The organism is Citrobacter sp. wls710, from assembly GCF_005281115.1.
In the GTDB taxonomy this organism is placed as follows: domain Bacteria; phylum Pseudomonadota; class Gammaproteobacteria; order Enterobacterales; family Enterobacteriaceae; genus Citrobacter; species Citrobacter werkmanii.
In genome coordinates, this window is the sequence record NZ_SZXD01000007.1 from 153,297 (window position 1) to 179,164 (window position 25,868).

24 protein-coding genes and 1 tRNA gene are annotated in these 25,868 nt (G+C 52.1%); 12 read left to right on the forward strand and 13 right to left on the reverse strand.

What is annotated here, in order from left to right; genetic code table 11:
• Positions 1-70: 70 nt before the first annotated feature.
• Complete coding sequence (torR, locus tag FDX14_RS02890) at positions 71-763, forward strand: two-component system response regulator TorR (RefSeq protein ID WP_061381608.1); 693 nt, start codon at positions 71-73, stop codon at positions 761-763.
• On the opposite strand, the gene torT is transcribed toward torR, so the two are convergent.
• On the reverse strand, positions 736-1,767 hold the full coding sequence (torT, locus tag FDX14_RS02895; RefSeq protein WP_042309933.1) for a TMAO reductase system periplasmic protein TorT: 1,032 nt from the start codon (positions 1,765-1,767) through the stop codon (positions 736-738). The genes torR and torT overlap by 28 nt on opposite strands.
• An 82-nt stretch (positions 1,768-1,849) precedes the next feature.
• Here torT and torS point away from each other — a divergent pair, with 82 nt between their 5' ends.
• Entirely contained in the window at positions 1,850-4,612 is a 2,763-nt protein-coding gene (torS, locus tag FDX14_RS02900) for a TMAO reductase system sensor histidine kinase/response regulator TorS (protein WP_212734832.1), read from the forward strand.
• Between the two features lie 38 nt (positions 4,613-4,650).
• Here the strand turns inward: torS and FDX14_RS02905 are convergent.
• Positions 4,651-4,727: transfer RNA gene (locus FDX14_RS02905), tRNA-Arg, on the reverse strand.
• Positions 4,728-4,981: 254 nt separating this feature from the next.
• On the opposite strand from FDX14_RS02905, the gene fimW reads away from it, so the two are divergent.
• The 3 genes from fimW (at position 4,982) to fimZ (ending at position 7,903) form a co-directional block, all read left to right on the forward strand.
• On the forward strand, positions 4,982-5,575 hold the full coding sequence (gene fimW / locus FDX14_RS02910; protein ID WP_061381606.1) for a fimbria biosynthesis transcriptional regulator FimW: 594 nt from the start codon (positions 4,982-4,984) through the stop codon (positions 5,573-5,575).
• Positions 5,576-5,961: 386 nt separating this feature from the next.
• Positions 5,962-6,684 carry a fimbria biosynthesis regulator FimY gene (gene fimY, locus FDX14_RS02915; RefSeq protein ID WP_137349027.1) on the forward strand — a complete coding sequence of 241 codons (723 nt, stop codon included), beginning with the start codon at positions 5,962-5,964 and terminating at the stop codon, positions 6,682-6,684.
• Positions 6,685-7,270: 586 nt separating this feature from the next.
• Entirely contained in the window at positions 7,271-7,903 is a 633-nt protein-coding gene (fimZ, locus tag FDX14_RS02920) for a fimbria biosynthesis transcriptional regulator FimZ (RefSeq protein WP_038638509.1), read from the forward strand.
• A gap of 49 nt (positions 7,904-7,952) precedes the next feature.
• Here fimZ and sfmF read toward each other — a convergent pair whose 3' ends face one another.
• From sfmF to fimA, 6 genes are all read right to left on the reverse strand, one after another.
• Positions 7,953-8,489, reverse strand: coding sequence for a fimbria assembly protein (sfmF, locus tag FDX14_RS02925; RefSeq protein ID WP_137348970.1), 537 nt, complete (start codon positions 8,487-8,489; stop codon positions 7,953-7,955).
• Positions 8,482-9,489 carry a type 1 fimbria D-mannose specific adhesin FimH gene (fimH, locus tag FDX14_RS02930; protein ID WP_042309941.1) on the reverse strand — a complete coding sequence of 336 codons (1,008 nt, stop codon included), beginning with the start codon at positions 9,487-9,489 and terminating at the stop codon, positions 8,482-8,484. Before fimH ends, sfmF begins: the two co-directional genes overlap by 8 nt.
• A gap of 4 nt (positions 9,490-9,493) precedes the next feature.
• Positions 9,494-12,115 carry a fimbrial biogenesis usher protein gene (locus FDX14_RS02935; RefSeq protein WP_137348971.1) on the reverse strand — a complete coding sequence of 874 codons (2,622 nt, stop codon included), beginning with the start codon at positions 12,113-12,115 and terminating at the stop codon, positions 9,494-9,496.
• Between the two features lie 7 nt (positions 12,116-12,122).
• Positions 12,123-12,815 carry a type 1 fimbria chaperone FimC gene (gene fimC, locus FDX14_RS02940; RefSeq protein ID WP_061381604.1) on the reverse strand — a complete coding sequence of 231 codons (693 nt, stop codon included), beginning with the start codon at positions 12,813-12,815 and terminating at the stop codon, positions 12,123-12,125.
• Positions 12,816-12,856: 41 nt separating this feature from the next.
• Positions 12,857-13,390: a type 1 fimbrial protein subunit FimI gene (gene fimI / locus FDX14_RS02945; protein ID WP_042309947.1), complete on the reverse strand. Its 534-nt coding sequence runs from the start codon at positions 13,388-13,390 to the stop codon at positions 12,857-12,859.
• Between the two features lie 77 nt (positions 13,391-13,467).
• Entirely contained in the window at positions 13,468-14,022 is a 555-nt protein-coding gene (gene fimA / locus FDX14_RS02950) for a type 1 fimbrial major subunit FimA (protein ID WP_061381603.1), read from the reverse strand.
• A 575-nt stretch (positions 14,023-14,597) separates the two neighbouring features.
• Between fimA and folD the strand changes: the two genes are divergently transcribed.
• The 3 genes from folD (at position 14,598) to FDX14_RS02965 (ending at position 16,328) form a co-directional block, all read left to right on the forward strand.
• Entirely contained in the window at positions 14,598-15,464 is an 867-nt protein-coding gene (gene folD, locus FDX14_RS02955) for a bifunctional methylenetetrahydrofolate dehydrogenase/methenyltetrahydrofolate cyclohydrolase FolD (protein WP_003021887.1), read from the forward strand.
• A 1-nt stretch (position 15,465) separates the two neighbouring features.
• On the forward strand, positions 15,466-15,678 hold the full coding sequence (gene ybcJ / locus FDX14_RS02960; protein ID WP_016152124.1) for a ribosome-associated protein YbcJ: 213 nt from the start codon (positions 15,466-15,468) through the stop codon (positions 15,676-15,678).
• A gap of 125 nt (positions 15,679-15,803) precedes the next feature.
• Positions 15,804-16,328, forward strand: a complete 525-nt coding sequence (locus FDX14_RS02965) for a metal-dependent hydrolase (RefSeq protein WP_042309952.1) — start codon at positions 15,804-15,806, stop codon at positions 16,326-16,328.
• A gap of 89 nt (positions 16,329-16,417) precedes the next feature.
• Here FDX14_RS02965 and cysS read toward each other — a convergent pair whose 3' ends face one another.
• Positions 16,418-17,803 carry a cysteine--tRNA ligase gene (cysS, locus tag FDX14_RS02970; protein ID WP_061381602.1) on the reverse strand — a complete coding sequence of 462 codons (1,386 nt, stop codon included), beginning with the start codon at positions 17,801-17,803 and terminating at the stop codon, positions 16,418-16,420.
• A 173-nt stretch (positions 17,804-17,976) separates the two neighbouring features.
• On the opposite strand from cysS, the gene ppiB reads away from it, so the two are divergent.
• From ppiB to purK, 4 genes are all read left to right on the forward strand, one after another.
• On the forward strand, positions 17,977-18,471 hold the full coding sequence (ppiB, locus tag FDX14_RS02975) for a peptidylprolyl isomerase B (protein WP_003021875.1): 495 nt from the start codon (positions 17,977-17,979) through the stop codon (positions 18,469-18,471).
• 2 nt (positions 18,472-18,473) lie between these two features.
• Positions 18,474-19,196: a UDP-2,3-diacylglucosamine diphosphatase gene (gene lpxH / locus FDX14_RS02980; protein WP_137348972.1), complete on the forward strand. Its 723-nt coding sequence runs from the start codon at positions 18,474-18,476 to the stop codon at positions 19,194-19,196.
• Positions 19,197-19,314: 118 nt separating this feature from the next.
• Complete coding sequence (purE, locus tag FDX14_RS02985) at positions 19,315-19,824, forward strand: 5-(carboxyamino)imidazole ribonucleotide mutase (RefSeq protein WP_042309959.1); 510 nt, start codon at positions 19,315-19,317, stop codon at positions 19,822-19,824.
• Positions 19,821-20,888 (forward strand): 5-(carboxyamino)imidazole ribonucleotide synthase, encoded by a 1,068-nt coding sequence (purK, locus tag FDX14_RS02990; protein WP_061381600.1) that lies wholly within the window; start codon positions 19,821-19,823, stop codon positions 20,886-20,888. Before purE ends, purK begins: the two co-directional genes overlap by 4 nt.
• A 41-nt stretch (positions 20,889-20,929) precedes the next feature.
• Here the strand turns inward: purK and FDX14_RS02995 are convergent, their stop codons facing one another.
• From FDX14_RS02995 to FDX14_RS03010, 4 genes are read right to left on the reverse strand one after another with little or no spacing between them, the layout of a single operon-like run.
• On the reverse strand, positions 20,930-21,823 hold the full coding sequence (locus tag FDX14_RS02995) for a carbamate kinase (protein ID WP_042309963.1): 894 nt from the start codon (positions 21,821-21,823) through the stop codon (positions 20,930-20,932).
• A 3-nt stretch (positions 21,824-21,826) separates the two neighbouring features.
• Complete coding sequence (locus FDX14_RS03000) at positions 21,827-22,636, reverse strand: oxamate carbamoyltransferase subunit AllH family protein (protein ID WP_042309965.1); 810 nt, start codon at positions 22,634-22,636, stop codon at positions 21,827-21,829.
• A gap of 11 nt (positions 22,637-22,647) precedes the next feature.
• Positions 22,648-23,907, reverse strand: a complete 1,260-nt coding sequence (locus tag FDX14_RS03005) for a YlbE family protein (protein ID WP_042309967.1) — start codon at positions 23,905-23,907, stop codon at positions 22,648-22,650.
• Between the two features lie 9 nt (positions 23,908-23,916).
• Positions 23,917-25,584, reverse strand: a complete 1,668-nt coding sequence (locus tag FDX14_RS03010; protein WP_061381598.1) for an acyl-CoA synthetase FdrA — start codon at positions 25,582-25,584, stop codon at positions 23,917-23,919.
• Positions 25,585-25,868 lie beyond the last annotated feature (284 nt).

Genomic DNA, 25,868 nt, shown 5'->3' on the forward strand with positions numbered 1-25,868 from the left:
AACACTGGTCAGGATGAATGGCTTACGGCACAATGTGAACAGATATGAACAGAAAGAGACAGCAACCAGGATGTCGCATCACATAATCATTGTTGAAGATGATCCGGTCACCCAGGCGCGGTTACAGGCTTACTTCGAACAGGAAGGTTATCACGTCTCAGTCACCGCCAGCGGAGCCGGCCTGCGTGAAATCATGTTGCAACACCCTGCCGATTTGATTCTGTTAGACATCAATCTCCCGGACGAAAATGGCTTAATGCTGACGCGCGCCCTGCGCGAACGCTCAACGGTGGGCATCATTCTGGTGACGGGTCGCAGCGACCAAATCGACCGTATCGTTGGCCTGGAAATGGGGGCAGATGATTATGTCACTAAACCGTTAGAGCTACGTGAACTGGTGGTTCGGGTGAAAAATTTGCTCTGGCGGATCGATCTTGCCCGCCAGGCGCAGCCGGAGACCAAAGACAACTGCTATCAGTTTGCCGGATATTGTCTGAATGTCTCCCGCCATACCCTGGAGCTTGGCGATGAGGCCATCAAACTTACCCGCGCCGAATATGAAATGCTGGTCGCCTTTGTCACTAATCCGGGGGAGATTCTCAGTCGGGAACGCTTATTACGCATGCTTTCCGCACGACGGGTAGATAATCCTGACTTACGCACCGTGGACGTTCTGATCCGCCGTTTGCGCCACAAGCTGCGGGCCGATTTGCTGGTGACACAGCATGGAGAAGGCTATTTTTTAGCAGCCGATGTGTACTGATACAGATAAACAGGTCGAAATCCGCCGGGAGACAATGAGCGCTGAACATGCCGGCTGTCGGCATTTTTCGACGTAAGCACGAGGATCGGCGGACTGATATTTTCCGGCACCGACTGTCCTTGTAACACCCTGATAGCCTGCTGAATCGCCAGTTCGCCTTGCCAGACCATTTGATCGCTGGCAGCCATAATAATTCTTTCGCGTTTAAGCCCGCGATAAACCTGATGCGACAAATAAAAAGAGACCACGGTCAATGGCGTTCCCTGATTACGCCTCTCCCCCATCGCCGCTTCTGCCGCAATTGCCGTACCGGCAACCACATCGGCATCCGGGTGACGCTCAAGCATCTCCTGCAGCAGGTTACGCTGTATTTCAATATCATTATCACCCAACGCCATATCCACAATCTGTACCTGACTACCAGCAATCGCCTGGCGGAATCCATCCACCATTTCGCGGCTGCCGCCCGCGTCGTCAGGGCCTGGCAATAATAAAACTTTTAGTGGTCTGCTACCGCTCCATTTAACCAGATAGCGACCTGGCTGATACCCCATCTGGAACCACGGCACACCAACCCGGGCTTTCACCGTTGCGTCATGTATCGCATTCACCACCTCAATAACCGGCAGCGTGCCCACCTGCGCCTGCAAATCCGGAAAAGTCGTCGTGCTACTGCCTAACAAAATGGCATCCGCGCCCCATTGCTGACACTGGGCGATTTGTGATTTTTGCGTGCTAAACTGTCGATACCCTCCCGCTTCAAACACCTTCAGGCTTACCCCATATTTTTTCGCGGCCTCAAGCATGCCGTAATTGACTGAAAGCCAATAGGAATCCTTCAGACTCGGATACAGCGCGCACAGTTTCCATGCCTTGTTTGCCGTCACGGTCAATTGCGATTGCGGGACAGCCTGTCGCGGACCCTGCCAGCGCAGCAATAGGGACTCGGTCGCATGACCCAGACCGGGAAAAAGTGTGATCAGCAGGAAAAGCAATACGCGCATGATAGCCTCATCATTGATAAGGCTTTATCCTAGTTGCTTTCCTCTTTTGGACTCAACCTTTTTAATCTGTGGCGACCAGACAGTGAATTTATCTCTGACCAAACGACTGTGGATTGGCTTTGCGCTGATGGCGACACTGACCCTCATCAGCACGCTGGTAGGCTGGTATAACCTGCGTTTTGTCAGCCAGGTTGAGCAGGCCAATACTCAGGCGCTTATCCCGACCATGGATATGGCGCGTCAGCTCAGCGAAGCCAGCGCCTGGGAACTGTTTGCCGCGCAGAATCTGACCACCGCAGATAATGAAAACATGTGGCTGGCTCAGGGACGGATGTTAACCGCCCAAAGCCTGAAAATAACTGCATTACTGAAAACCCTTCGTGAGCAGGGCTTTGACACCTCGGCCATTGAACAACAGGAAAAAGAGATCGCCCAGTCGTTAAGCCATCAGGGGGAGATGGTTGGCGAGCGTTTGAAGCTACGCGATCAACAGCAGCAACTCAGCCAGCAAATTGTTGAGGCCACCACAGACGTAGCCGAAATGGCGCGCGGACAGGCCAATAATGCCGCCACGTCTGCGGGGGCTACTCAGGCAAGCATTTATGATCTGATTGAGGGCCGTCAGGGCCAGGCCGCTGAACAAGCGCTGGACAGGCTCATTGATATCGATCTGGAATATTACAATCAGATGAACGAACTGCGTCTGAGCGCGTTACGGGTGCAGCAAAGGGTGATGAATCTGGGGAATAACCAGGCGCAGAATAACCTGGCGGCGCTGGAAACCCAGCTCAATGCCGCCGTGAGAGTGCTTCACCGCCGACAAATTCGTATTGAGGATCCGGTGGTACGCGCTCAGGTTGCCAATACCGTCGATACGATTGGCCGCTATGTTGATCTGCTGGCCCTGTATCGTCAGGATAATGACATCACCACCCGGTTACAGATCTTATCGCAGAACAATATCGAGCAATTCACCCGTTTCAGTAGCGAAGTCAGTCAGTTGGTGGAAATCATCGGCCAACGCAACCAGACCGGACTGGCGCATCTCAAACAAGCCAGCCAGCGCGGGCAAAACCTGTTGTTGCTTTTGAGCGGCGTCTCATTGTGTCTGTTGATTCTCATTCTTTGGCGTGTGGTTTATCGCTCAGTCACCCGTCCGCTGGCACAGCAGACGCAGGCGTTACAGCGCCTTCTGGAAGGCGATATTGATTCCCCCTTCCCGGAAACCGCGGGTGTTCGCGAACTGGATACCATTGGTCGTTTGATGGATGCCTTTCGTACCAGCGTTCATACGCTCAATAGCCATCGTGAGCATCTGGCTGCTCAGGTTAAAGCTCGCACCGCAGAGCTTCGTTCTCTGGTATATGAACACCGACAAGCGCGCGCTGAGGCCGAAAAAGCCAACCAGGCAAAATCGGCGTTTCTTGCCGCCATGAGCCATGAAATACGCACTCCGCTGTATGGGATCCTTGGCACCGCGCAATTGCTCTCAGACAATCCCGCTCTGGCGCAACATCGGGATAATTTACGCGCCATCACCGACTCGGGCGAGTCTCTACTGACCATCCTTAACGATATTCTGGACTATTCCGCCATCGAAGCAGGTGGTAAAAATGTAGCGATCGGCGATGAACCTTTTGAACACAAACCCTTGCTGGAAAGTTTGCTTCAGCTAATGCATGGCCGCGTCGCGGGTAGCCCCGTCGAGTTGGTAGCGGAATTTACCGATGACCTACCCGTTGCCCTACGCGGCGATCCGCGGCGCATCCGACAAATTATTACTAACTTATTAAACAACGCACTACGCTTTACCGATCATGGACACATCATCCTGCGTAGCCGGCGTGAAAACAAAGACTGGTTTATCGAGGTTGAAGATACCGGATGTGGGATTGACCCCTCCCGTCAGCGCGATATTTTTCAGCCGTTTGTACAAGTCAGCGGCAAACGTGGGGGAACCGGGCTGGGACTCACCATCAGCGCAAGTCTGGCTCAGGCGATGCAGGGAGAATTGAGCGTTACCAGTACACCCGGTGTCGGGAGCTGTTTTCGACTACGTTTACCATTACGCGCGGCCGCAATGCCCATGGTTAAATCCATCCAACACAGGGTATCGTTACAAGGTTTGCGTTTATTACTTATTGAGGATAATCCCCTCACGCAGGACATCAGCACGGAAATGCTCACTCTCAATGGTGCACAGGTCACCGCTGCCGACAGCGCTGCTAACGCGCTAAAAATATTGCAGAAAAATGCTCGTTATGACGCTGCCCTGGTTGATTTCGATCTGCCGGATATCGACGGTATCACGCTGGCACAACAGTTAACCCGCGCGTATCCGGGGCTTAACCTGATTGGCTTTAGCGCGCACGTTATCGACGAAACGCTTAGCCAAAGAACCAGCGCCTTGTTTCTCGGCATTATTCAAAAACCGGTCCCCCGGGATGAACTCAGTCGGCTGATTACCCATTATCTGCATCAGCGCGATAACGAAGCCACTTCGCAAATCCCTGGGGGTAAAAGCGCACGGTTGGACACTCAGCAATTGGCCGACGATATCCAGGCCATGGGAGTGCAAAAAGTACATGAATGGTTAGCACTCTTTAAGCAACATACCCTGCCTTTATTAGATGACATTGACGCTGCACGCGCAGAAGGCGAATACGAGCAGCTAAAGCGCCTGGCGCATCAGCTCAAAAGCAGTTGTGCCAGCATGGGAATGCGCTCAGCCAGCAAGATGTGTGCAGCGCTAGAACAACAGCCGTTTGCGGACTTTTCACTCAGAGAGGAAGTGCAACGCAGTCTTAATGAAGTAGAAATATGGCTGGAGAAGGAAGGTTCGTAGCGGTACGCAGAAGCTAAGAATTGGGGCTTACTTTGAAATGGTACGCCCTGTAGGATTCGAACCTACGACCTACGGCTTAGAAGGCCGTTGCTCTATCCAACTGAGCTAAGGGCGCATTGTGAAGTGATAACTTCATGCAGAGAAACGCGTGAATTATACGGTCAGCGCTTGCTGAGTCAATGCCTTTTGTTTCAGTTGCTGGCGAAGTGTACGAATGTTGATTTTTCTGGCCGTTCAAGGGTATCCAGGAAATCACCTGGTAACAACTCAGCCCACATAGCGCCAGATTTAAGGATACATGTATTTAGAATATTTATGATTTTGCTTAACATTCCCCTACCCTCTTTCCAGCGGTTCAGGAATTCTTCAATGTTAAGTATCGCCATCAAGGAAGAAAATAGTCACTTTGAACACGGGCTGAAAATCATTATTTCCCATCTGGCAAATCAGTGGCATCAGGAGATTAGTTTTTTGCCTGTCGAGGAGATCGATCGCGCCGACATCGCGTTTATCTCACTGGATGAAGATTGGCTCAGCGCTGAATGCTATCAGGTTCCGGTTCACACCAGGCGCCAACACCGGGTGGTGATCTGCAACAGAAACGATAAAGATAAGCTGATGTTCCGGCCCTGCCTGTACATGTTGCCGCTGATCTATCGGGAAGATGACGTTGACGAGATCACCAAAAAATTAGTCCTCATCTTGCAAAAACGCGCGTTACGCAACAGCGTACCGGCGACTATCTGCCATTACTGCACCACCCGCAACTTTTCTATCGCAGAGCGCCAGTTCTTAATGTTTCTTGCCAGCGGATATACGTTAGCCGAAACCGCTCACCTGCTCTCAATCAGCGATATCCATGCCAAAGCAACCCGTCGCAGCATTATGAAAAAGCTGCACGTGAAAAACGATCAGCAATTCTTAAGATACATCCGGGCGCATCTGAACTTTCTACAAAATTAGGTGGAACCTCTCCGCCTAATTTTTTATTGAGAAATATCTCACCATCAATTAAGTATCGGCTCCTACTGTACCTGGCAACTGACTGCCAGAATAATCCAGTCATACTATTCATGAGGTAACCGAAAGGCACACCCGGTAATATTTTAACTAATCCCAGAGAGAGGTTGCACTGGATAAAACGATCTTTTGGGCATTGAGTAAGACATCAGAAAACTTCCGGCAGATTATTCTGATGGGATACTCAATTGCCAGTCTGGTGATTGTTGAAGACATTGAAACCCAACGGCACAAGGGAACTCACCGTCGCGCTGGAAAAATTTGGGTCAGGGATGTTTGTTGTCAGCAATTTATCCAGACCTGCCGCAACAGAAATGGAATGGAAACGGATGCACAGCGCAAAACGCCGGGAACGACATCGCCGTATACGAAACGCTAACTGTACCCATCAATATCCCCACTGTACCTCACAAGTATTCGACCAAATCGAGTATCTGGCGCAAAAAATCGAATACACCATACCGGGCGATACTATATCTCAGGCGATTATTACAGTGGACTATTATCTTGCCTATACACTGAGCCGCCATTTATTCTCAGGCACGCGCACCGCGATCTTCCGGTCCATTGAATCGGCGCTGGTCTGCCTGCAAAAGTCGGTCATTAGTCAGTTAGTGGTTGATATAGAAGGCTTAACAAGCTCTTACTTCGATATTCTTCAGTGCCTGCGCCAACTACTTAAACAGCGGAATGATATCCAAATCTTCATATTGCTTTCCAGTCATGATGAAGATCTTAAAACCTTTATATCACTGTCTGGCCCCTTTTATATCTTATCACGCAGTCTACACCTCCCAGAGATGCGTCAGGCGTTATTATCCCCGTTGCTAAATTATATTCATTCGAGGCGCATAAAGCAGGTCGATTGGGATATGGTGACCTTACTTTTACAAGGTAACTCCTTAAAAAAGATTGCGCAGTTACAGACACAACCCTACCACCGCATCATCTATCGCCTGAACCAGTTGATTACCCGCCTGGGATTACCAAACCGGCAGCGCTTTTTGCATCTGATACATCGTCTCAACGTTACCTCTCATCATTTAATTTAACACCATAACTCCATGTACAGTAAGATTTTTTAAGAAATTACTTATTTTTACATGAGAAAATTGATCCAATTTTCACAAATATTTAATATTTACAACTATTCCTGGTATTATAGATACCACCTCTTCCACACTTAACCTTACTGTTTCTGCGTACATCGCTCGAAAATAGTGTTCCCGCTGACTTAACAAAACCTAAACAATTAGCTTATTGTATCGTTTTTACTATTTAAAATAAATTTTCAATCTGCCATAATTCGAACCACAGATAAATAATGCCAATAGTCATTAACACATCTGGATCTTTCAGAACATCCTAACTGCCATTAACAATCGGGATGTTGTAAGTCTTTTCCGAAAGAGCGGAGCAGGTATAATCCTCACTGTTTCCTGATTAATTGTTAGTTTTTCCAGTGTGAAATGGATGTTCCACAAATTCATTGTTCTGTAGAAGAACAACCGAATAAACAAGGACGAAATAGTATTTATTCGGTTCTCCTCAGAACAACTCTTGGCTATTTGACAATATTATAACGCCTGATGTTTTATCAAATTCGCAAGATACGCAAACAGTTTGAGGCATACAACAATGAAACCAGCATCCGTTATCATTATGGACGAACACCCTATTGTCAGAATGTCGATAGAAGTACTCCTCGAAAAAAACAGTAATATTCAGGTTGTGCTGAAAACCGATGACAGCCGCGCGGCAATAGAACATCTACGCACGTACCCTGTCGATCTTGTCATCCTGGATATTGAACTGCCTGGCTCTGATGGCTTTACATTACTCAAGAGAATAAAATCATTGCAGGAGAATACTCGGGTGCTATTTCTGTCTTCAAAATCTGAGTCTTTTTATGCCGGGCGCGCTATTCGCGCCGGGGCAAATGGTTTTGTCAGTAAACGAAAGGATCTAAATGATATCTACAATGCGGTAAAAATGATTTTATCAGGATATTCTTTTTTCCCTTCTGATACACTGAACTTTATTAACAATGTAAATGTGCAAAAAGGTGTATTAAATGATATGCCGCTCTCTAACCGCGAGGTGACGGTTTTGCGTTATCTGGCAAACGGGCTATCCAACAAGGAAATTGCTGAACAGTTGCTACTCAGTAATAAAACGATTAGCGCTCACAAGGCTAATATCTACTCCAAGCTCGGTTTACATACCATCGTTGAACTGATCGACTACGCTAAAATGCATGAATTAATGTAACAACACTCCCGGCGAGATGTCGTTCGGGAGTGTTTTGTCAGCGCAATGATTAGTTATAGTTAATCATAAATGTGGCATCGGCCCTGGCGACACCGGGCTGCACCCCATCAGCCAGCGCGATATAGTTGGCAAAAAAAGTCAGCGTGGCATTGCCATTCTCATCAATACCGACGGTCTGGCTGGCCTGCTCAAGCGGCAATCGCGTCCGGTCGCTATCGCGCAGCTCAATAGCCACCTTTTGCGCCATAAGCGCGTTATCGAGCGCCAGTAGCGTAGTGCCTGGGGCCGGGGTCCCGGAAAACGTTATCGACGCGGATCCCGGCGGGCAGCCTTCAAGCTTCAGCGTAAACGAGACCGGTTGGGTGGTGTCGCCGCTGGTCTGTAACTGCTTTGTCGGCCAGGTGCCTAAATCAACCGACTTATTGCTGTCGCTGGCAATCACCGCGCAGGTAAAATCCACCACGTTACCGCGCAGTTCAATATTGATTTCCCCCAGCGACGAGGCGGCCTGGCATAAAACGCTGAATGCCAGCATCGGCATAATCGCCAGAAATACCCATGCGGAGGGCGTTTGCTTATTAGTCATAGTCCACTCGCAGATAGCCACGGGCAGTAAAAGGCCCTTCCGTAGGTTTATTGCCCGTCACGCTGACCGGCCATGTCCGGATCCCAACACTCGCCGCGGCGTTGTCATCCAGTTGAAATGGAATAGTGCTGGACAGATTGTTGGGCGTGAGTGGATTACCGCGGCTGTCAGCGACAATGAAACCTAAATCCGGGTTGTTTGAAACCATCATTTGCCCGGAGGCTTTCTCCGCTTCTACCCGCATGGTTAAGTAGGCCTGAGCGGCAACGTTGGTGCATTTTATGGCCACCGTTTTAGTCTGCGGATTAATACCTTCGGGCTTGTTGCCCGCGCCCGCCTTGCTAAACAGCGATGCGCCAATATCGCCAAAATCAAACTCGACAATCTGTCCGGCGTTCACTTCGCAGTTTTGTGGAACCTCCACCTTACCGCTGTAGCTAATGGTGTAAACCGGCGTACTCAGCGCATCTCCGGTACTGGTGGTGACATAGACTCTGAACATTGTCTGCCGGGGAATGGGCACCATGTTAATAAATGAGCGGATCACTTTGAGTTTAAACACCAGCTTTGAATCCATTACGCCAAAAGGTTGCTGCTTAGGCACGTTAGGGTGAGTCCCCATCCGGATATAATTGCGCGGTGGATAAAACAAGCCTGCGTAGCTGTCGGTGATGCTCATAGCCCCCAGCAGGTAGTCATTGAGTTTCAGGTACTGAAAACCGCCCTCGGTACTTTGAACCGGAAGTTCAGTGACATAGCTTCGATAGGTGTAATCCACCGTCGTCCCTGCCGGACAGGTGGCATTGACGCCAATCCAGCCTGATTTTTCCGGCAACGTCACCACCTGTCCCGGTTGGTTGTTGCTGCTGTTAAAGACATTGGACAGATCGTAAAAAACATCCGTTGGTGTGCCATTCGAATTTTGGCAGACCGTTGCCCAGGACGGTTGTGCCATAAGCAGTAACGCGCTTGCCAGTAACAAACCTGTTTGTCGTTTCATCGTATTATTCCTGTCGTGCCGCTGGCGATTCGCACGTCACATTCGTGAGCGTCACCGCCTGTTTCAGGCTCTCTTCAGGCAAGGCATAATGCGCCACGCAACGAGCGTTTGCGCCTTCCCCCCATTGGATCAGCAACTCGCCTTTAAGCGGTAGGCCGCTCAGGTAAATTTGCCCGTCTTCACCCACCATACTGGTCACGCCGCTGGTGTTTTCACGCACAACGGAGCCAAATGGCACCGCTTTACCGGCATATTTCGCCGTCATCAACGCCCGCACCCCGATACGTGTATCAAACGCCGCTCGCACCAATGCCCCTTGCGTTGGCACGACGCTGCTGACGTTGTTTTCCACATCGGTATTGTTATTCATTGAATTGGTGTCTAACGCGACGCGGTTATAGCGATAGACGGTGGCATACGGCATCACCGCGTATCCACGCCAGTCGGTCTGCACGCCGGTCTGGTTTTCTATCCGCACGCCCTGAGCGCCTGGCGCTTTGATCAACACATTGGTATCGCCGAGCGGCTGACTAAGCGTAATGCCATCCGTATGTCCTACCACGCCGCCGGAAAGCTGCCAGTTGTAGTCATGCTGGTCGCGGTCGTAGTTGTATCCCACGCCAAGCGTGCCATAGGCCGCCTGCCAGTTAGCGCTGGCGTTTCCGCTGTAACCATTAGTACTGCTGTGACCCTGATTCACGCTATAGCTCAGGTTACGGCCATCCAGCAACGTACCGCCGATCCCGCTCTGCCAGCTATTTTGTCCGTTGCTATTGCGGTTGGCATTAAAGGTGGCGTAGGTGCGATCGAAGGCATTATCACGCGAGTACCGCCGCCCGCTCAGCAAGCTGAACGGGATTGACATATTGAATGCCAGGATGCGGTCAGTATCGGAGATGCCGACCGATTCATTCCACGACCAGGAGAGTGAATAGCTAATCCCCTGCCAACCGCTGGCATAGCCCAGTTGATACCAGGTATTGGTGTCAGAAGTATTCCAGTACGTTTGCTGGCTACCCGAAATATACAGCGATCCGTAATCCCCCAGATTCTGCGAAATGTTGATCTGGAAACGGCCTTTCTTGCTGTAGCTCAGATTGTGGTAACTCTTCACATCTGGCACGTCGTGGCGATTGCCTTCACTGTCGTATTCGTACTCATAGCCTTCCATACTGCGATACGCGACATCGTCGAGGGTATAGAAGCCACGGGTAGAGTAGCGATAGCCCAGAAGCTGAAAGTTAGTGCCAAAATTGTTCAATGACTTCGCATACAGGAAACGCAAAGACTGCCCCTGGTGCGTACTGTCATCCGCCAGTTGGCTGCGCGCATGGGTTAAATCGACGGAAACGGCCCCCCAATCCCCCAGATTTCGCCCGGTACCTAAAACCAGCGCGGTGTAACGTGAGGCTAACTGTGTACCACCATAAGCGGTATAACCCGCTGGTAACCCGGCGATTAATGTTCCCTGGAAAAAGAACGGTGAGGATTGCTGGCTATTGCCGCTGCGAAAATCCCCGGCAACCACGTCATACTTGAAACGCCCTTCTCGCTGTAACAACGGAACCGTGGAGTACGGCACCGTATAGCGCTGCTGGCTACCGTCTTTCTCATCCACCGTCACCTCAAGGTCACCGCTGGAGGAGGTCGGGTTAAGATCGGTTATTGCAAAAGCGCCAGGTGAAACATAGCTTTGATAAATCACGTAGCCATTCTGACGAATAGTCAGTTTCGCTGCGGTACGCGCAATGCCCCGCACGGTAGGCGCATAGCCTTGCAAGCTGTCGGGATACATGCTGTCTGAGGAATAAAGTCGCGCGCCACGAAAACCGACGCTGTCAAAAACGTCATTTCCGGTATTGCTGTCGCCCATCACCAGTTCACCCTTCAGCGGGATAACCGCGCGCTGAAGCCATGTACCGATGTTTTTCCAGCTTTGTGAATGGTATCCGTCGCCTTTGGAATAGCTCCACGCGCCGTTGTTCCTCAGTCTCCAGGGACCATAGTTCAGGCCACTCAACATGCTCAGGAAATAGCTGTCAGTATCGCTCCCACGGCTACCGGTAAAGTTATAGTTAACCAGCGCGGCCGGGATCCCTTCATCCCACTCGTCCGGTGGAATGTAGCCGCGCGCGCTGTTTAACATCGACGCCTGCGGCAGACTGATGTTTAAGCGCAAAGTAGAAAAATCAAAAGCAATTTCACTGCCGGGAATCGCCTCAGGCAAATTGATACAGGTCGCGTTCGGATCCTTACTGAGTGCCGGAAACGCGGCAATATTAACGCCCAGGCGCTTCACCCAGTCGAGTCCAAAGCACGGCATCAGTCCGCCAGACTTCTCCCCGGCTTTTCCCGCACTGCTGACAAAACGAATGTCCTGGGTAGCAACGAATTCATCATTGCGCCAGATATCCACACGATAAACGCCTTCAGGCTGATGATTACCTTTTTCAAAACGTGATAAATCCGCCACGGTTGCGGTATCCGCAGATAAAAATGCCGGATTAAAATAGCTTTCCCCATGGCTTAAAGAGGGAAAGAGCGCCGCCAGCGTGGACAACGCCACCCCCGCCAGCGGTGGCGTAACCCCCGGTAACAGGTCAGGAAAATACGTTGTCTTATTCATCGTTATCTCAACGCACGCTTACCGTTTTGGCGGTGGTCACCGCGCCATAATCATTGACCGTCTGGAAGGTAACGTTGCCCTGTACGCCCGTTGGCAGCAGTACCTGCGTATCGCTTTTCGGTGCAACCATGACGTTATCGATCTTCGTTTTCCCCACATTAAGGTTGACCAACGTGACGTAATACGCAGACGGATTGTTGATTTTCAGGTGGTTGCCGGAACGGGAAAACTGCAGCATGCCGGGAGCATCTTCCGGGATGTGCGGCAGATTATTTGGGCGGACAAAAAGTTTAATGCGCGACAAAATCGCCAGTTGCAAAACGTTTTTACCCTCAAGGCTGTTCTTATTGACTGACGGAATGGCTTTCACGTTCATCCAGAACAGCGACTCACGGTCTTTGGGCAGTGGCGCGCCTGCGTAAATGATACGCAGCGTGTTTTCGCTTTTAGCCTCACTGACAAACAACGGAGGCGTCACGACAAACGCTTTTTCTTTAACCCCTGCGCTATTCTCGATCCATGAATTTACCAGGTAACGTTCTTTGGTATCGCTATTGCTAATAGACAGCGAAGTTTGTTTCGCATCAGCTGGATAAATAACACGGGTAGCGCCTAATGCAATGCCGCCGGCTGCCTGCACACTGGCAGCAGAAAATAAGGCCAGTAAAAGGATAAAACCTGATTTTAGATTATTAAACATAGCTACAAATACCTTTGATGCGATTATCGTTGGGAAATAAATCAGGGATAAACCAACGTAAACCACACGTCTGAACGAAGTATTCCCGGTGTGATATTTTCCGAGACGGCCCGATAGCGAGCAGTGAAATGAAACGTCATCTCTTGGGTGATAATCGGCGCGTAATGAAGCGGTAGAGCATTCGGAATTATTTGCTGTTGTCGCTCGTCAAATAGCGCCAGACCAACCCCCGAAGATGCAGACGCATCGCCGCTGGCCAGAAATACCTGCGGATCTTCCGCTGGCGTCACACCGGCAAACGCAATCCCGACGTGGTCATAAACATCAGAACTACACGACGTTAATCGCAGTGAAAACGGTACGCTGGTAGAGGCAAAGCTTCCCGTTCCGGAGAAGGCATTGGTACGATATTGCCCCATTTGCACCCGCAAATTCTGGCTGTCGGTGGCGACCGTGCAGGCGCCGTTAACGAGCTGCCCTCGTAAGTGGAGGCGTCCGCTTTCCAGTATTACCGTATGAGCAAGCGCAGGCATTACGCACAGCATTCCCGCCAGCGCCACGCCTTTCCCTATCATCTGCCGCATCCTTTTTCATCCCCGGATATTGCCTCATCCAATGAGGCGAACATCATCCTTGCGCGAATCTAAACGGCTTATTCGTACTTCATGATAAACGTCGCGTCGGCATTCGCCTGACCCGGCGTAGTGCTGTCCGCCGTCGCTTTATAACGGGCAGAGAAACGCAGGGTGTTGGTCCCTTCTACCAGCGCCTGAGCGGTAGAGAAGGTTGCCCCATCAGGCTTCAGCGCGGTGGACGTATTGTCCAGAATTTCAATCCCTACACCGCCCGCGGTAGTGCTGTTATCCGAGGAGGAAACGGCCAGCAGGTTATTGTTAGTGAGGTCGGTCTGACCAGAGAAAGCAACCGCGGCGGTCGCAGCCACTTTCGGGTCACAGTCGTTCAGTACGATAGTGAACGGAATTTGTGCCGTCGTATCGCCTGCTGCAGCAAAACTGGCAGTACGATATTGGCCTAACGTAACAACCTGATCGGATGACTGAGTGCTGACTGCACAGGCTGCATTGACCAGTTCACCTTCAAAATGCACGGTACCACCGCTAACGCTTACCGGATCGGCCGCAACCGCTGCGCCCGCAACTAACATCAGGCTGGCAATAACAGAAGAGGTCATTAATTTACGTTTCATGGATTTCCCTTGAATTACATACATCCGGCTCCGGCGTCCTGCGGGATCCGTTTGAATCATTATCGACATTAAATGTCAGGCTAATTATCTCTGCATCCTGTAAAGATATATATCGCAAGAGAATTAGTTAACTTTTTACCCCTACTCTCCTGAGTATTTGATTCACTAATTAATCTTCGCGAATATGACTATTCGTCACAGCGTTAAATTAAACATTTCAATTAATGAAAAATACCTGCAAATCCTTTTAATGCTCCTGGCTAATTCTTATTGGGATCCAGGAAAAGTCTGGGTAAAAATGAGGTAAAAGACATCATAATCAGACGTAACAGACTGGTTTATGGTGCATTAACCTTGAAAAGACCAGGGTGATGAGTTGTTTCATTGACGTTAAATTTAATTAGCATGATCATGAGTTATGCGCACGGTTTCAGCGTCTGCACTGACCCTGCCCGCTGACCGCGTTCCCCGCAATCGCACGTAAAAACGCAAACGAAAACTGACAGCACGTTCTGCTTCTGACAAAATAGTGACATCCCCTTCGATTTAACGTAACAGACGGAATCCTCTCTCTGATGGCAGCAAAGATTATTGACGGTAAAACGATTGCGCAGCAGGTGCGCTCTGAGGTTGCTCAAAAAGTTCAGGCGCGTTTAGCGGCTGGATTACGCGCCCCAGGCCTGGCTGTTGTGCTGGTAGGTAGCAACCCGGCTTCGCAGATTTATGTCGCGAGTAAACGCAAAGCCTGTGATGAAGTGGGGTTTGTCTCCCGCTCTTATGACCTGCCTGAAACCACCAGCGAGGCGGAGCTTCTTGAGCTGATCGATACGCTCAATGCAGATACCACCATCGACGGTATCCTGGTACAACTGCCATTACCGGCAGGTATCGACAACGTTAAAGTGCTGGAGCGTATTGCACCGGATAAAGACGTAGACGGTTTCCACCCGTATAACGTTGGTCGTCTGTGTCAACGCGCGCCGCGTCTGCGTCCATGTACTCCGCGCGGGATTGTCACTCTGCTTGAGCGTTATAACATCGATACCTATGGTCTGAATGCCGTAGTGATTGGCGCCTCAAATATTGTCGGACGCCCGATGAGCATGGAGCTGCTGCTGGCTGGCTGCACCACCACGGTCACCCACCGATTCACCAAAGATCTGCGTCGCCACGTAGAACATGCGGACCTGCTGATTGTTGCTGTCGGCAAACCTGGCTTTATTCCCGGCGAGTGGATCAAAGAAGGTGCGATTGTGATTGATGTCGGCATCAACCGTCTGGAGAATGGTAAGGTTGTTGGCGATGTGGTCTTTGAAGATGCTGCCGCGCGTGCGTCATATATCACGCCGGTACCGGGCGGCGTAGGCCCAATGACTGTCGCCACACTTATCGAAAACACGCTACAGGCGTGTGTTGAATATCATGATGTAAAGGACGTTTAAGATGGCCACATTTTCACTGGGTAAACACCCTCACGTTGAACTCTGCGATTTGCTGAAGCTGGAAGGCTGGAGCGAAAGCGGCGCCCAGGCAAAGATTGCTATTGGCGAAGGTTTAGTGAAGGTCGATGGCGCTGTTGAAACGCGCAAACGCTGTAAAATCGTTGCCGGACAGACCGTCAGCTTTGAAGGCCACAGCATTAACGTCGTGGCGTGACCCCGAGTGCCGGATGAGGTTAACACCGCGTCCGGCCACTTCCCCATCTCATTTTCAGATAATGACTTCATCCCTACTTCACAGTGAACGGCTAGCATGTTGTTTTTCCACACGAAGCGAACATCATGCCAACCATCATTACTCACGCGGCCGTTCCACTCTGTTTAGGATTAGGTCTCGGACTTAAAGTCATTCCCCCGCGATTACTGTTTACCGGCGTCATTCTGGCTATGCTGCCGGATGCCGACGTGCTGTCGTTTAAGCTTGGCGTCGCCTACGGCAACGTGTTTGGTCACCGTGGCTTTACCCACTCACTGCTGTTCGCCTTTGTCGTGCCGCTACTTTGCGTATTGATTGGCCGACGATGGTTTAAAGCCGGATTGATTCGCTGCTGGCTATTCCTGACGCTTTCACTGCTGTCGCACAGTCTGCTGGATTCTGTCACCACCGGCGGCAAAGGCGTCGGCTGGCTGTGGCCGTGGTCGGATGAACGCTTTTTCGCGCCGTGGCAGGTGATTAAAGTCGCGCCGTTCGCGCTGTCACGCTACGCGACCCCTTACGGGCATCAGGTGATTATTTCGGAATTATTATGGGTGTGGCTACCGGGAGTGATGATGATGGGTGTGCTGTGGTGGTACAGACGTCATTAATAGTGCCTGATGGCGCTATGCTTATCAGGCCTACCGATCATTACATCGTAGGCCGGATAAGGCGTTAGACGCCATCCGGCAATAGAGAGTTACTTACGGCGCCAGGTGGTGCCCTGCGGGCCATCTTCCAGCACGATGCCCATCTCGTTGAGACGGTCACGCGCGGCGTCAGCTGCCGCCCAGTCTTTGGCTTTACGCGCATCCAGACGCTGCTGAATTAACGCTTCAATTTCAGCAACTTCACCGTCATCCGCCTGCGCACCGCTTTGCAGGAACGCTTCCGGCTCCTGTTCCAGCAGGCCCAGCACGCTGGAGAGCTTGCGCAGATGCGCAGCCATACCGTTAGCCGCCGCCATATCTTCACCCTTCAGGCGGTTAACTTCACGCGCCATATCAAACAGCACGGAGTAAGCTTCCGGCGTGTTGAAGTCATCGTCCATCGCTTCAATGAAACGCGCTTCAAAGTCCTCGCCACCCGCAGGGGCAACGGATTTGTCGGTACCACGCAGTGCGGTGTACAGACGTTCCAGCGCAGAACGCGCCTGTTTCAGGTTCTCTTCGCTGTAGTTCAACTGGCTACGGTAATGACCCGACATCAGGAAGTAGCGAATGGTTTCGGCGTCGTAGTATTTCAGCACGTCGCGTACGGTAAAGAAGTTGCCCAGCGATTTGGACATTTTCTCGCGGTCAACCATCACCATCCCGGAGTGCATCCAGTAGTTCACGTATTCGCCATCGTGCGCACAGGTGGACTGCGCGATTTCGTTTTCATGGTGCGGGAACATCAGGTCCGAGCCACCGCCATGAATATCGAAATGGTTGCCCAACTGTTTGCAGTTCATCGCCGAACACTCGATATGCCAGCCCGGACGACCTGCGCCCCATGGAGACGGCCAGCTCGGTTCGCCCTCTTTAGACATTTTCCACAGCACGAAGTCCATCGGGTTGCGCTTCACGTCAACCACGTCAACGCGAGCGCCCGCCTGCAACTGATCCAGATCCTGGCGTGACAGCTGACCGTAGTTCGGGTCAGTCGGAACGTCGAACATCACGTCGCCGTTATCGGCAACATAAGCGTGACCTTTGGCAATCAATTGTTCAGTGATTTCAATAATCTCGGCGATATGGTGCGTAGCGCGAGGTTCCAGATCCGGGCGCAGAATATTCAGCGCATCGAAATCGCTATGCATTTCCGCAATCATACGATCAACCAGCGCGACAAAGCTCTCGCCGTTTTCATTTGCGCGCTTGATGATTTTGTCGTCGATATCGGTAATGTTGCGCACATACTTCAGCTTATAGCCGAGGAAACGCAGATAACGCGCAACGACGTCGAAAGAAACAAAAGTACGTCCGTGGCCAATATGACAGAGATCGTAAACGGTAATACCACACACGTACATGCCGACTTCCCCGGCATGAATAGGTTTGAATTCCTCTTTTTGGCGCGTCAGTGTATTAAAGATTTTTAACATCGAAGATTCCGTGTAGACGTGTGTGGATAGTAAAGTCTGTATAATACCCATAATTTAGACCGGAAGCAGCACACTTTGCGAGGTGATCGCAGCTTGCGGTTATGCTATAACACACCCCTAACTCTGACCCTTGACAGGGTCGAAGCACCAATCTATCGGAACAGGATGCAAAAATGGTTACTTTCCACACTAATCACGGCGATATCGTAATCAAAACGTTTGATGATAAAGCGCCTGAAACAGTTAAAAACTTCCTGGACTACTGCCGCGAAGGTTTTTATAACAACACCATTTTCCACCGTGTTATTAACGGTTTCATGATCCAGGGCGGTGGTTTCGAGCCGGGCATGAAGCAAAAAGCCACGAAAGAAGCGATCAAAAACGAAGCGAACAACGGTCTGAAAAACACCCGTGGTACGCTGGCAATGGCGCGTACTCAGGCTCCGCACTCCGCAACCGCACAGTTCTTCATCAACGTTGCTGACAATGACTTCCTGAACTTCTCCGGCGAAAGCATGCAGGGTTGGGGTTACTGCGTGTTTGCTGAAGTTGTTGAAGGCATGGACGTGGTTGATAAAATCAAAGGCGTTTCCACTGGTCGCAGCGGTATGCATCAGGATGTGCCTAAAGAAGACGTCATCATTGAAAACGTGACCGTCAGCGAGTAATCGTGGCGACACTGTTTATTGCAGATCTTCACCTCTGCACAGAAGAACCGGCGATCACCGCCGGTTTTCTGCGTTTTTTAGCCGGTGATGCGCGACAAGCCGATGCGCTGTACATTCTCGGCGACCTGTTCGAAGCCTGGATTGGCGACGACGCCCCTAATCCGCTGCATCATCAAATAGCCGCGGCGATAAAATCACTGGTTGATTCCGGCGTTCCCTGCTTTTTTATTCACGGTAACCGTGATTTTCTGCTCGGCAAACGTTTTGCCCGTGAGAGCGGCATGACTTTACTGCCCGAAGAGAAAATGCTCGATCTGTATGGTCGCAAGGTACTGATCATGCATGGCGACACGTTATGCACCGACGATGCTGGGTATCAGGCGTTTCGCGCCAAAGTGCATCAATCCTGGTTACAAAAACTATTCCTCGCCCTGCCATTGTTCATTCGCCAACGTATTGCCGCGAAAATGCGCGCCAACAGCAAAGCAGCCAACAGCAGTAAGTCGCTGGAGATCATGGATGTGAATCAGCAGGCCGTTATTGCTGAGATGGAAAAACATCAGGTTCAGTGGTTAATTCACGGTCATACCCACCGTCCGGCAGTCCACGAACTTACGGCCAATGGGCAACCCGCCTTCCGCGTAGTATTAGGCGCCTGGCACAGCGAAGGTTCGATGATCAAAGTCACACCACACGACGTTGAACTGATCGCATTTCCGTTTTAACTCCCCCGTCAAAACGCTTGCTACACAGGCTACGCAATCGTTTTCCTTGACGGTGAATTATGCTATTCTCTGTGGCCTCAAAAGTCGAGTGTAGTGCACCACAGGAGTTTTCAGACGCATGTCTTCCCGCAATAATCCGGCGCGTGTCGCCATCGTGATGGGGTCCAAAAGCGACTGGGCTACCATGCAGTTCGCCGCCGAAATCTTCGAAATGTTGGACGTTCCACATCATGTTGAGGTCGTCTCTGCTCACCGTACCCCAGACAAACTGTTCAGTTTCGCCGAAGGCGCTGAAGAGAACGGTTATCAGGTGATTATTGCCGGTGCCGGTGGTGCTGCACATTTGCCTGGTATGATTGCGGCGAAAACGCTGGTGCCTGTTTTAGGCGTTCCGGTACAAAGCGCAGCGTTGAGCGGCGTAGATAGCCTTTATTCCATCGTTCAAATGCCTCGCGGTATTCCGGTGGGCACGCTGGCGATCGGCAAAGCGGGCGCGGCCAATGCGGCCCTGCTGGCCGCGCAAATTCTGGCAACACACGACAAAGAATTGCATCAGCGTCTGGCTGAGTGGCGTAAAGCGCAAACCGACGAGGTGCTGGAGAACCCGGACCCGCGAGGTGTCGCATGAAGCAGGTCTGTGTACTCGGCAATGGTCAGCTAGGACGCATGCTGCGTCAGGCCGGTGAGCCGCTGGGGATTGCGGTCTGGCCCGTCGGGCTGGACGCCGAACCCGCTGCCGTTCCTTTTCAGCAAAGCGTGATCACCGCTGAGATTGAGCGCTGGCCGGAAACGGCGCTCACCCGCGAACTGGCGCGTCATCCGGCGTTTGTTAACCGCGACGTCTTCCCGATTATTGCTGACCGTCTGACGCAAAAACAGCTTTTTGACAAACTCAACCTGGCGACTGCACCATGGCAACTGCTGGCGGATAAAAGCGAATGGTCAGCGGTGTTCGACAAACTCGGCGAGTTGGCGATTGTGAAGCGTCGCGTCGGTGGCTACGACGGTCGTGGACAGTGGCGTTTACGCGCGAATGAAACCGAACAACTGCCAGACGACTGCTACGGCGAGTGCATCGTCGAGCGAGGAATCAACTTCTCCGGTGAAGTTTCACTGATTGGCGCGCGTGCGCACGACGGCAGCACCGTCTTCTATCCGCTGACCCATAACCTTCATCAGGACGGCATTCTGCGCACCAGCGTGGTATTTCCGCAGGCTAACGCTAAACAACAGGCGCAGGCCGAAGCGATGCTCTCTGCCATCATGCAGGAGCTGGGCTATGTCGGTGTGATGGCGATGGAGTGTTTCATCACCCCGGAAGGTCTGCTGATTAATGAACTGGCTCCGCGCGTGCACAACAGCGGGCACTGGACGCAAAACGGCGCCAGCATCAGCCAGTTTGAACTGCATCTGCGCGCCATTACCGGCCTGCCGCTGCCGACGCCGGTGGTGAACAATCCTTCGGTGATGGTAAACCTGATCGGCAGCGACCTGAACTACGACTGGCTGAAGCTGCCGCTGGTGCATCTGCACTGGTATGACAAAGAGGTACGCGAAGGGCGTAAGGTGGGACACTTGAACCTGAGCGACAGCGATACCGCGCGCCTTAGCGCCACGCTGGAAGCGCTCATTCCCCTGCTGCCGCCGGAATATGCCAGCGGTATCATCTGGGCGCAGTCAAAGCTGAAATAAACCGATACGGGAGGTGTGCCTGCGCACGCCTCCCGTTACTTTTACAGACGAATGCAGGTTCCGGCTTTCCCCGCCAACGTGTCTTCAATGCGAGACAGCGCGCCAATCCACGCGGGTTTTCCACGTCGCTTCACGTATCCGCTTACGGCTGTCACCTTTGGCCCCATCGAACCATCAGCTTTAGCAAACGGTGCCAGTTCATCAGGAGAGGCTTGTCGAATCGCACGTTGCTCTGGTGTGCCCCAGTTCTCATAGACCGCATCAGCATCGGTGAGGATAACCAGACCGTCGGCATCGATCTGTTCAGCCAGCAATGCCGCCGCCAGATCCTTATCAATGACCGCTTCAGACCCAACCCCTTCCCCGGTAACCGGCACGCCGCCACCGCCGCTACAAATCACCACATGGCCTTCTTTGAGCAAGAGCTTAATAGCATCGCTTTCGACGATCTGGCGAGGCTCAGGCGAGGCGACAACACGACGCAGGTATTTGCCGTCACGTTTCATATGCCAGCCGTAGGTGGCTTCCAGCTGCGTTTGATCTGCAGGCGAATACACCGGGCCGATAAATTTTTCCGGCGCCATAAATGCGGGATCGTCTTCAGACACCACAATTCGCGTTAACACTGTGGTCACCGGCGGCATCTCCGGTTCAGCGGTCAGACTTTGCGCTAACATATAACCAATCATGCCCTGAGTCTCTGCCACCAGCACATCCAGCGGGTAAGGTTCAACCTCCTTCCAGGCAAGATTCTGTAACGATAACAGACCAACCTGCGGCCCATTGCCATGTACGATGGCCAGGCGGTACGAACGCGCCAGACGCGCCAGGGCAGGTACGGCGCTGGCAATATTACGATATTGATTTTCTGCCGTCAGCGCCTCGCCGCGCTGCAATAATGCGTTGCCACCAAGAGCAACAACCAGCGTTTTCATTCCCTATCCTTCTATGATTTGTTGCCCAAGCCAGAACCCCAACAGGGTGTCTGCGCCGGAGGTATGCCCGAGCGCTAGCAGCGAATTTATCGCCGCGTCCATCCTTTGGTGTCGGCCCAAAGCATGAGTGAAGTGGAGCAAAGGTGAAGCGAAGTATCCTAATGCCGCGTAGCGTAAGTAGCTCACGCTAACCACGGTCGTCGCCAGTTCAAGATTGCCGGAATATTCAAAGAAACGATGGCCGGAATCCTTATTCAGCGCGCCAAAATACCAGGCGGCCAGAAGCATTCCGGTCAACGTATCATCATGGCTGGGCGTTAAACCTGGCCCCTTACCTAACCACTGCCGCCAGTCTGTCGATAAGCCAGCCAGCGCCGAGAAAAAGCAATGGCGGAACTGACGTAACTCGGAGCACAAAGGCAAATTTGCCGCCAGCATTAACGGCCCGAATAACCCCGTTTCCTCGCCGCGCTCCATCCAGGCGGATGCAAGGCGTGGAGCATGTGGGCGGGACGTTATTTTCAACGAACAATAACGCTGCGGTTGGCGCAACAGAAACGGTCCCAACACGATCCCCTCGGGGACAGCCTGAGGGGTTTCACTACCGCTTAACGCCATACACAGCGCATCAAAATCAGGCGCACGGATCACCCATCCTCCCGGGCTAAAACCACTGCCCTGGCGGTGCAGCGTTAACAGTGCGCCTCCTTCGGCCACAAGGTTAATCGAGCGCCGCCAGATCCCGGATAGCTGCCATGACTGGCGAAAATCCGGAGACTGCTGACTGCCCATCAGAGGACGGATGATCATCATGCGCGGCTCTCTTAGCTAATGCCCATACTTTCAGCCAGCGCTTCCAGAGCCAGCTCAAAGCAGGCCAACGGCGCACGAACTGTGCCCGCGCCGATCTGACCAATACCGGCTTCTTTATGGGCAATACCCGTGTTGATCAGCGGCGTAATACCTGTTTCCACGACGCGACGGATATCAAGACCAAGGCAAGCCCCCTGGAAATCCCAGCCAGGGATCTGCAACTGCATATTGCGTTCCAGATAGATTTCAGCCATCTCCTCGGAAACGGACTTCGCGGCCTCCATCCCTCCGGCACCGACAAAACGCGTTACGCCAGGGGCAGCGATCATCGCGGCGCCGCCAATCCCAAAGGTTTCGGTGATGGCGCTATCGCCCATATCCGGGTTAGCTTGTTCCTGCGAGAAGCCGGTAAAGAACAGCCCCTGCGGTGTGTTAACCGGCGCAGTAAACCAGCGATCGCCAAGTCCGCTCACCCGGATACCGAACATATCGCCATTACGGGTCATTGCGGTCACAATACTGCCGGAACGCACCATTGCTCCGGCATCCATTGCCGCTTTGCAGTAAGCCATCGCCAGGTTCAAGAAGAACTGGTCGGTCACACTGAGAAAATCCATCACCTCAGCAATCTGCTGCTTATCATGTTCCAGACGGGCAATTTGCGGTGCCAGAGTTCGCATCAGCAGAGCTGAAGAGGCAATGTTGCGCTGATGGAACTCATCGCCCATCGTAATGCCCTGCGCCATCATGGCGGTCAGATCAATACCCTGTTCCAGATTGGCCAGCGCCGCGCTTAAAACAGGCATCAGGACATCGCGCATCCAACGTAGACGCTGCTGGACATCTTCGCCATACGCGCCGAAGCGCATCACTTTGCCAATCCCTTCGTTGAGATTGCAGTAAGCCCGGTTACCGTCGGTGATATTTTCCACCACCAGCATCGGCATGCTGGCAGAGGTGATTCCCCCCATTGGCCCCACAGCATTAACATGGTGGCAAGGTACGAACCGGACTTTGCCCTGCTCCAGTAAAGCCAGCGCACTCATCTCATCATTGGCCCACCCTTCAAACAGACATGCACCAATACAGGCCCCTTTCATCGGACCGGTCATCTCTTGCCAACGCATTGGCGGTCCCGCATGCAGCAACGTTTTCCCTTCATTGAGCTCGCGAATTAATGAGGAGGCTGGTTGCACATCCAGCCAGTGCGGACGCGCACGACGAATTTGTTCGATTACTGCAGCATTGGCTTGCGCCACTGATGTAAACATTGGAACCCCTTATTGCAAACGTTCTAATAAACGAGCCAGTTTCTTATTACCGCCAGCGACAGGTGCCCACTGGTAATGCACCACAGGCATTTCTGCCGCCTGTAAATCCAGTGCAAAACTGCGTAACCCGGCATTGATGACCGCCACTTTTTCCAGTAGCGGAGGTGTGGATTTGTCAGATAACGGTTGAGATGGACGAATCAGTTCGGCGGCAAGCAGCGTTGCCTCAGGCAGTGAACTCACTACGGCAATGCCGGCATCTTCCAGTGTGGCAATCTGCAGTGAGCGACACTGCGGATCGCGTTCTGTACCTGTCACCGTCGCAATCGCATACAGCGGTTGCTCATGGCCTCGCGCAGCGCACGCCTTCTGCCAGGCCTGAACCAACGATGCGGCCGGATCTGCCGTCGCGCCGTAACCAATCACGACATCAACTAACAGTACGCGTACCTGCGGCTGCGTCCCCAGATCCGTAATCAGTTGATTACGTAAGGCAGGGTCAATCATCGGATGCGGCCGCCCGACGGTGTAAAAATCATCCCCCAGATCGATAATCTGGTGCCCGGCGGCATCCAGCATCATGCCATGATGATGTTGTGCATCCGCGGTGACATTCAGGTGGGCGGCCAGCAGCCCAGCGGCTTCGGCGGCCAGCGTACCTCCGGTGTACAACCCTCGAATCACACCATCTCCTGTGGTTGAAAGCGATCTGCGTCGCGCCGCGACTCTCGCCAGTAAACAGGCCAGACGGGCCGCATCATCCAGCGTCGCGGCAAACCAGACGTTTTCGTCGCGGGCGACCGCGGAGGTGTAACCTAAAAACAGGGCTACCACGGGTTTGCCGGTGGCCTTCATCGCCGTCACGATATGCTGGCGAACAGCCTCCGCCGGTGGTTTCGACACAAAAGCCAACACCTGGCTTTTGTCGTCTGCGCCAAGCATCTCCAGCGCGGTAAGCGCGCTAATCCCCCCTACCTCAGCGCTCAGGTCCCGTCCGCCCAGACCGATGGCGTGAGTAATGCCTTCCCCGGCCAGCGCTATCTGTGAACAGAGCTCCTGAATCCCTGTGCCGGAGGCGCCCAGCACACCGATATTGCCTTCCGGCATCACGTTGGCAAAAGCCAGCGGCGTGCCCGCAATCATGGCGGTTCCGCAGTCCGGTCCCATCACCAGCAGACCTTTATCCTGCGCACGGCGCTTGAGGGTGATTTCATCTTCCAGGGTCACGTTATCGGAGAACATCATGACATTCAGGTTGCGATCCAACGCCTGGTTCGCCAGCTCCGCCGCGTATTCACCGGCGACGGAAATGAGCGTCATATTCGCCTCAGGCAGTTTCTGGCACGCGCTTTCCCAGCGTCTGACCTGCAGGAGCGTTTGGCTACCGCCAGTGGCCTGCGCCAGCTGCTGCAACGACTCATCCAGTTGTTGCAGAATGGCCTGCGTAATACTTTCATCAGCCGTTTCAGTGCGAATCGCCACACAAATATCGTTTGGCGTCGCATTATTAAAATCGTCATGCCAAAACCCGGTCGTTTCCAGCAATGATTTATTTGCTGGCGTTCCCATCATGACCGATACATCGTCTACATTTTCGGACTCACTCAGCTTGCGTGAAATAATCATTAAACTGACAGAGTCCTGAAAACACCCTTTTTTAATAAAGGCGTGGATCATAACAACCCCTTAATAATTGCACCCATGGCAATTGCACGAGTAGTGTTAATGTGTAGCTCAAGGTATATATCTGGAATCCCAAATAGAGTGACTGGCATCACACTGGAATTATTAACAAAATAAATTTAACAACCACCAGAGTATTAAACATTATTTTTTAACGGCATTATTTATTTAAAAAGAAAGGGCAAATCAACACTGATTATCAAATAAATTCTAACTATATTTTTTTGTGTGTCTGGATCACATAATCAATTTTTATTCCCGGTATGTTAACGGCAGTC

What these genes read in the sequence shown, in the direction of transcription:
- torR (WP_061381608.1), top strand. Translation starts at nt 71, where the DNA reads ATGTCGCATCACATAATCATTGTTGAAGATGATCCGGTCACCCAGGCG.
- torT (WP_042309933.1), bottom strand. Translation starts at nt 1,767, where the DNA reads ATGCGCGTATTGCTTTTCCTGCTGATCACACTTTTTCCCGGTCTGGGT.
- fimW (WP_061381606.1), top strand. Translation starts at nt 4,982, where the DNA reads ATGTTAAGTATCGCCATCAAGGAAGAAAATAGTCACTTTGAACACGGG.
- fimY (WP_137349027.1), top strand. Translation starts at nt 5,962, where the DNA reads ATGCACAGCGCAAAACGCCGGGAACGACATCGCCGTATACGAAACGCT.
- fimZ (WP_038638509.1), top strand. Translation starts at nt 7,271, where the DNA reads ATGAAACCAGCATCCGTTATCATTATGGACGAACACCCTATTGTCAGA.
- sfmF (WP_137348970.1), bottom strand. Translation starts at nt 8,489, where the DNA reads ATGACTAATAAGCAAACGCCCTCCGCATGGGTATTTCTGGCGATTATG.
- fimH (WP_042309941.1), bottom strand. Translation starts at nt 9,489, where the DNA reads ATGAAACGACAAACAGGTTTGTTACTGGCAAGCGCGTTACTGCTTATG.
- FDX14_RS02935 (WP_137348971.1), bottom strand. Translation starts at nt 12,115, where the DNA reads ATGAATAAGACAACGTATTTTCCTGACCTGTTACCGGGGGTTACGCCA.
- fimC (WP_061381604.1), bottom strand. Translation starts at nt 12,815, where the DNA reads ATGTTTAATAATCTAAAATCAGGTTTTATCCTTTTACTGGCCTTATTT.
- fimI (WP_042309947.1), bottom strand. Translation starts at nt 13,390, where the DNA reads ATGATAGGGAAAGGCGTGGCGCTGGCGGGAATGCTGTGCGTAATGCCT.
- fimA (WP_061381603.1), bottom strand. Translation starts at nt 14,022, where the DNA reads ATGAAACGTAAATTAATGACCTCTTCTGTTATTGCCAGCCTGATGTTA.
- folD (WP_003021887.1), top strand. Translation starts at nt 14,598, where the DNA reads ATGGCAGCAAAGATTATTGACGGTAAAACGATTGCGCAGCAGGTGCGC.
- ybcJ (WP_016152124.1), top strand. Translation starts at nt 15,466, where the DNA reads ATGGCCACATTTTCACTGGGTAAACACCCTCACGTTGAACTCTGCGAT.
- FDX14_RS02965 (WP_042309952.1), top strand. Translation starts at nt 15,804, where the DNA reads ATGCCAACCATCATTACTCACGCGGCCGTTCCACTCTGTTTAGGATTA.
- cysS (WP_061381602.1), bottom strand. Translation starts at nt 17,803, where the DNA reads ATGTTAAAAATCTTTAATACACTGACGCGCCAAAAAGAGGAATTCAAA.
- ppiB (WP_003021875.1), top strand. Translation starts at nt 17,977, where the DNA reads ATGGTTACTTTCCACACTAATCACGGCGATATCGTAATCAAAACGTTT.
- purE (WP_042309959.1), top strand. Translation starts at nt 19,315, where the DNA reads ATGTCTTCCCGCAATAATCCGGCGCGTGTCGCCATCGTGATGGGGTCC.
- purK (WP_061381600.1), top strand. Translation starts at nt 19,821, where the DNA reads ATGAAGCAGGTCTGTGTACTCGGCAATGGTCAGCTAGGACGCATGCTG.
- FDX14_RS02995 (WP_042309963.1), bottom strand. Translation starts at nt 21,823, where the DNA reads ATGAAAACGCTGGTTGTTGCTCTTGGTGGCAACGCATTATTGCAGCGC.
- FDX14_RS03000 (WP_042309965.1), bottom strand. Translation starts at nt 22,636, where the DNA reads ATGATGATCATCCGTCCTCTGATGGGCAGTCAGCAGTCTCCGGATTTT.
- FDX14_RS03005 (WP_042309967.1), bottom strand. Translation starts at nt 23,907, where the DNA reads ATGTTTACATCAGTGGCGCAAGCCAATGCTGCAGTAATCGAACAAATT.
- FDX14_RS03010 (WP_061381598.1), bottom strand. Translation starts at nt 25,584, where the DNA reads ATGATCCACGCCTTTATTAAAAAAGGGTGTTTTCAGGACTCTGTCAGT.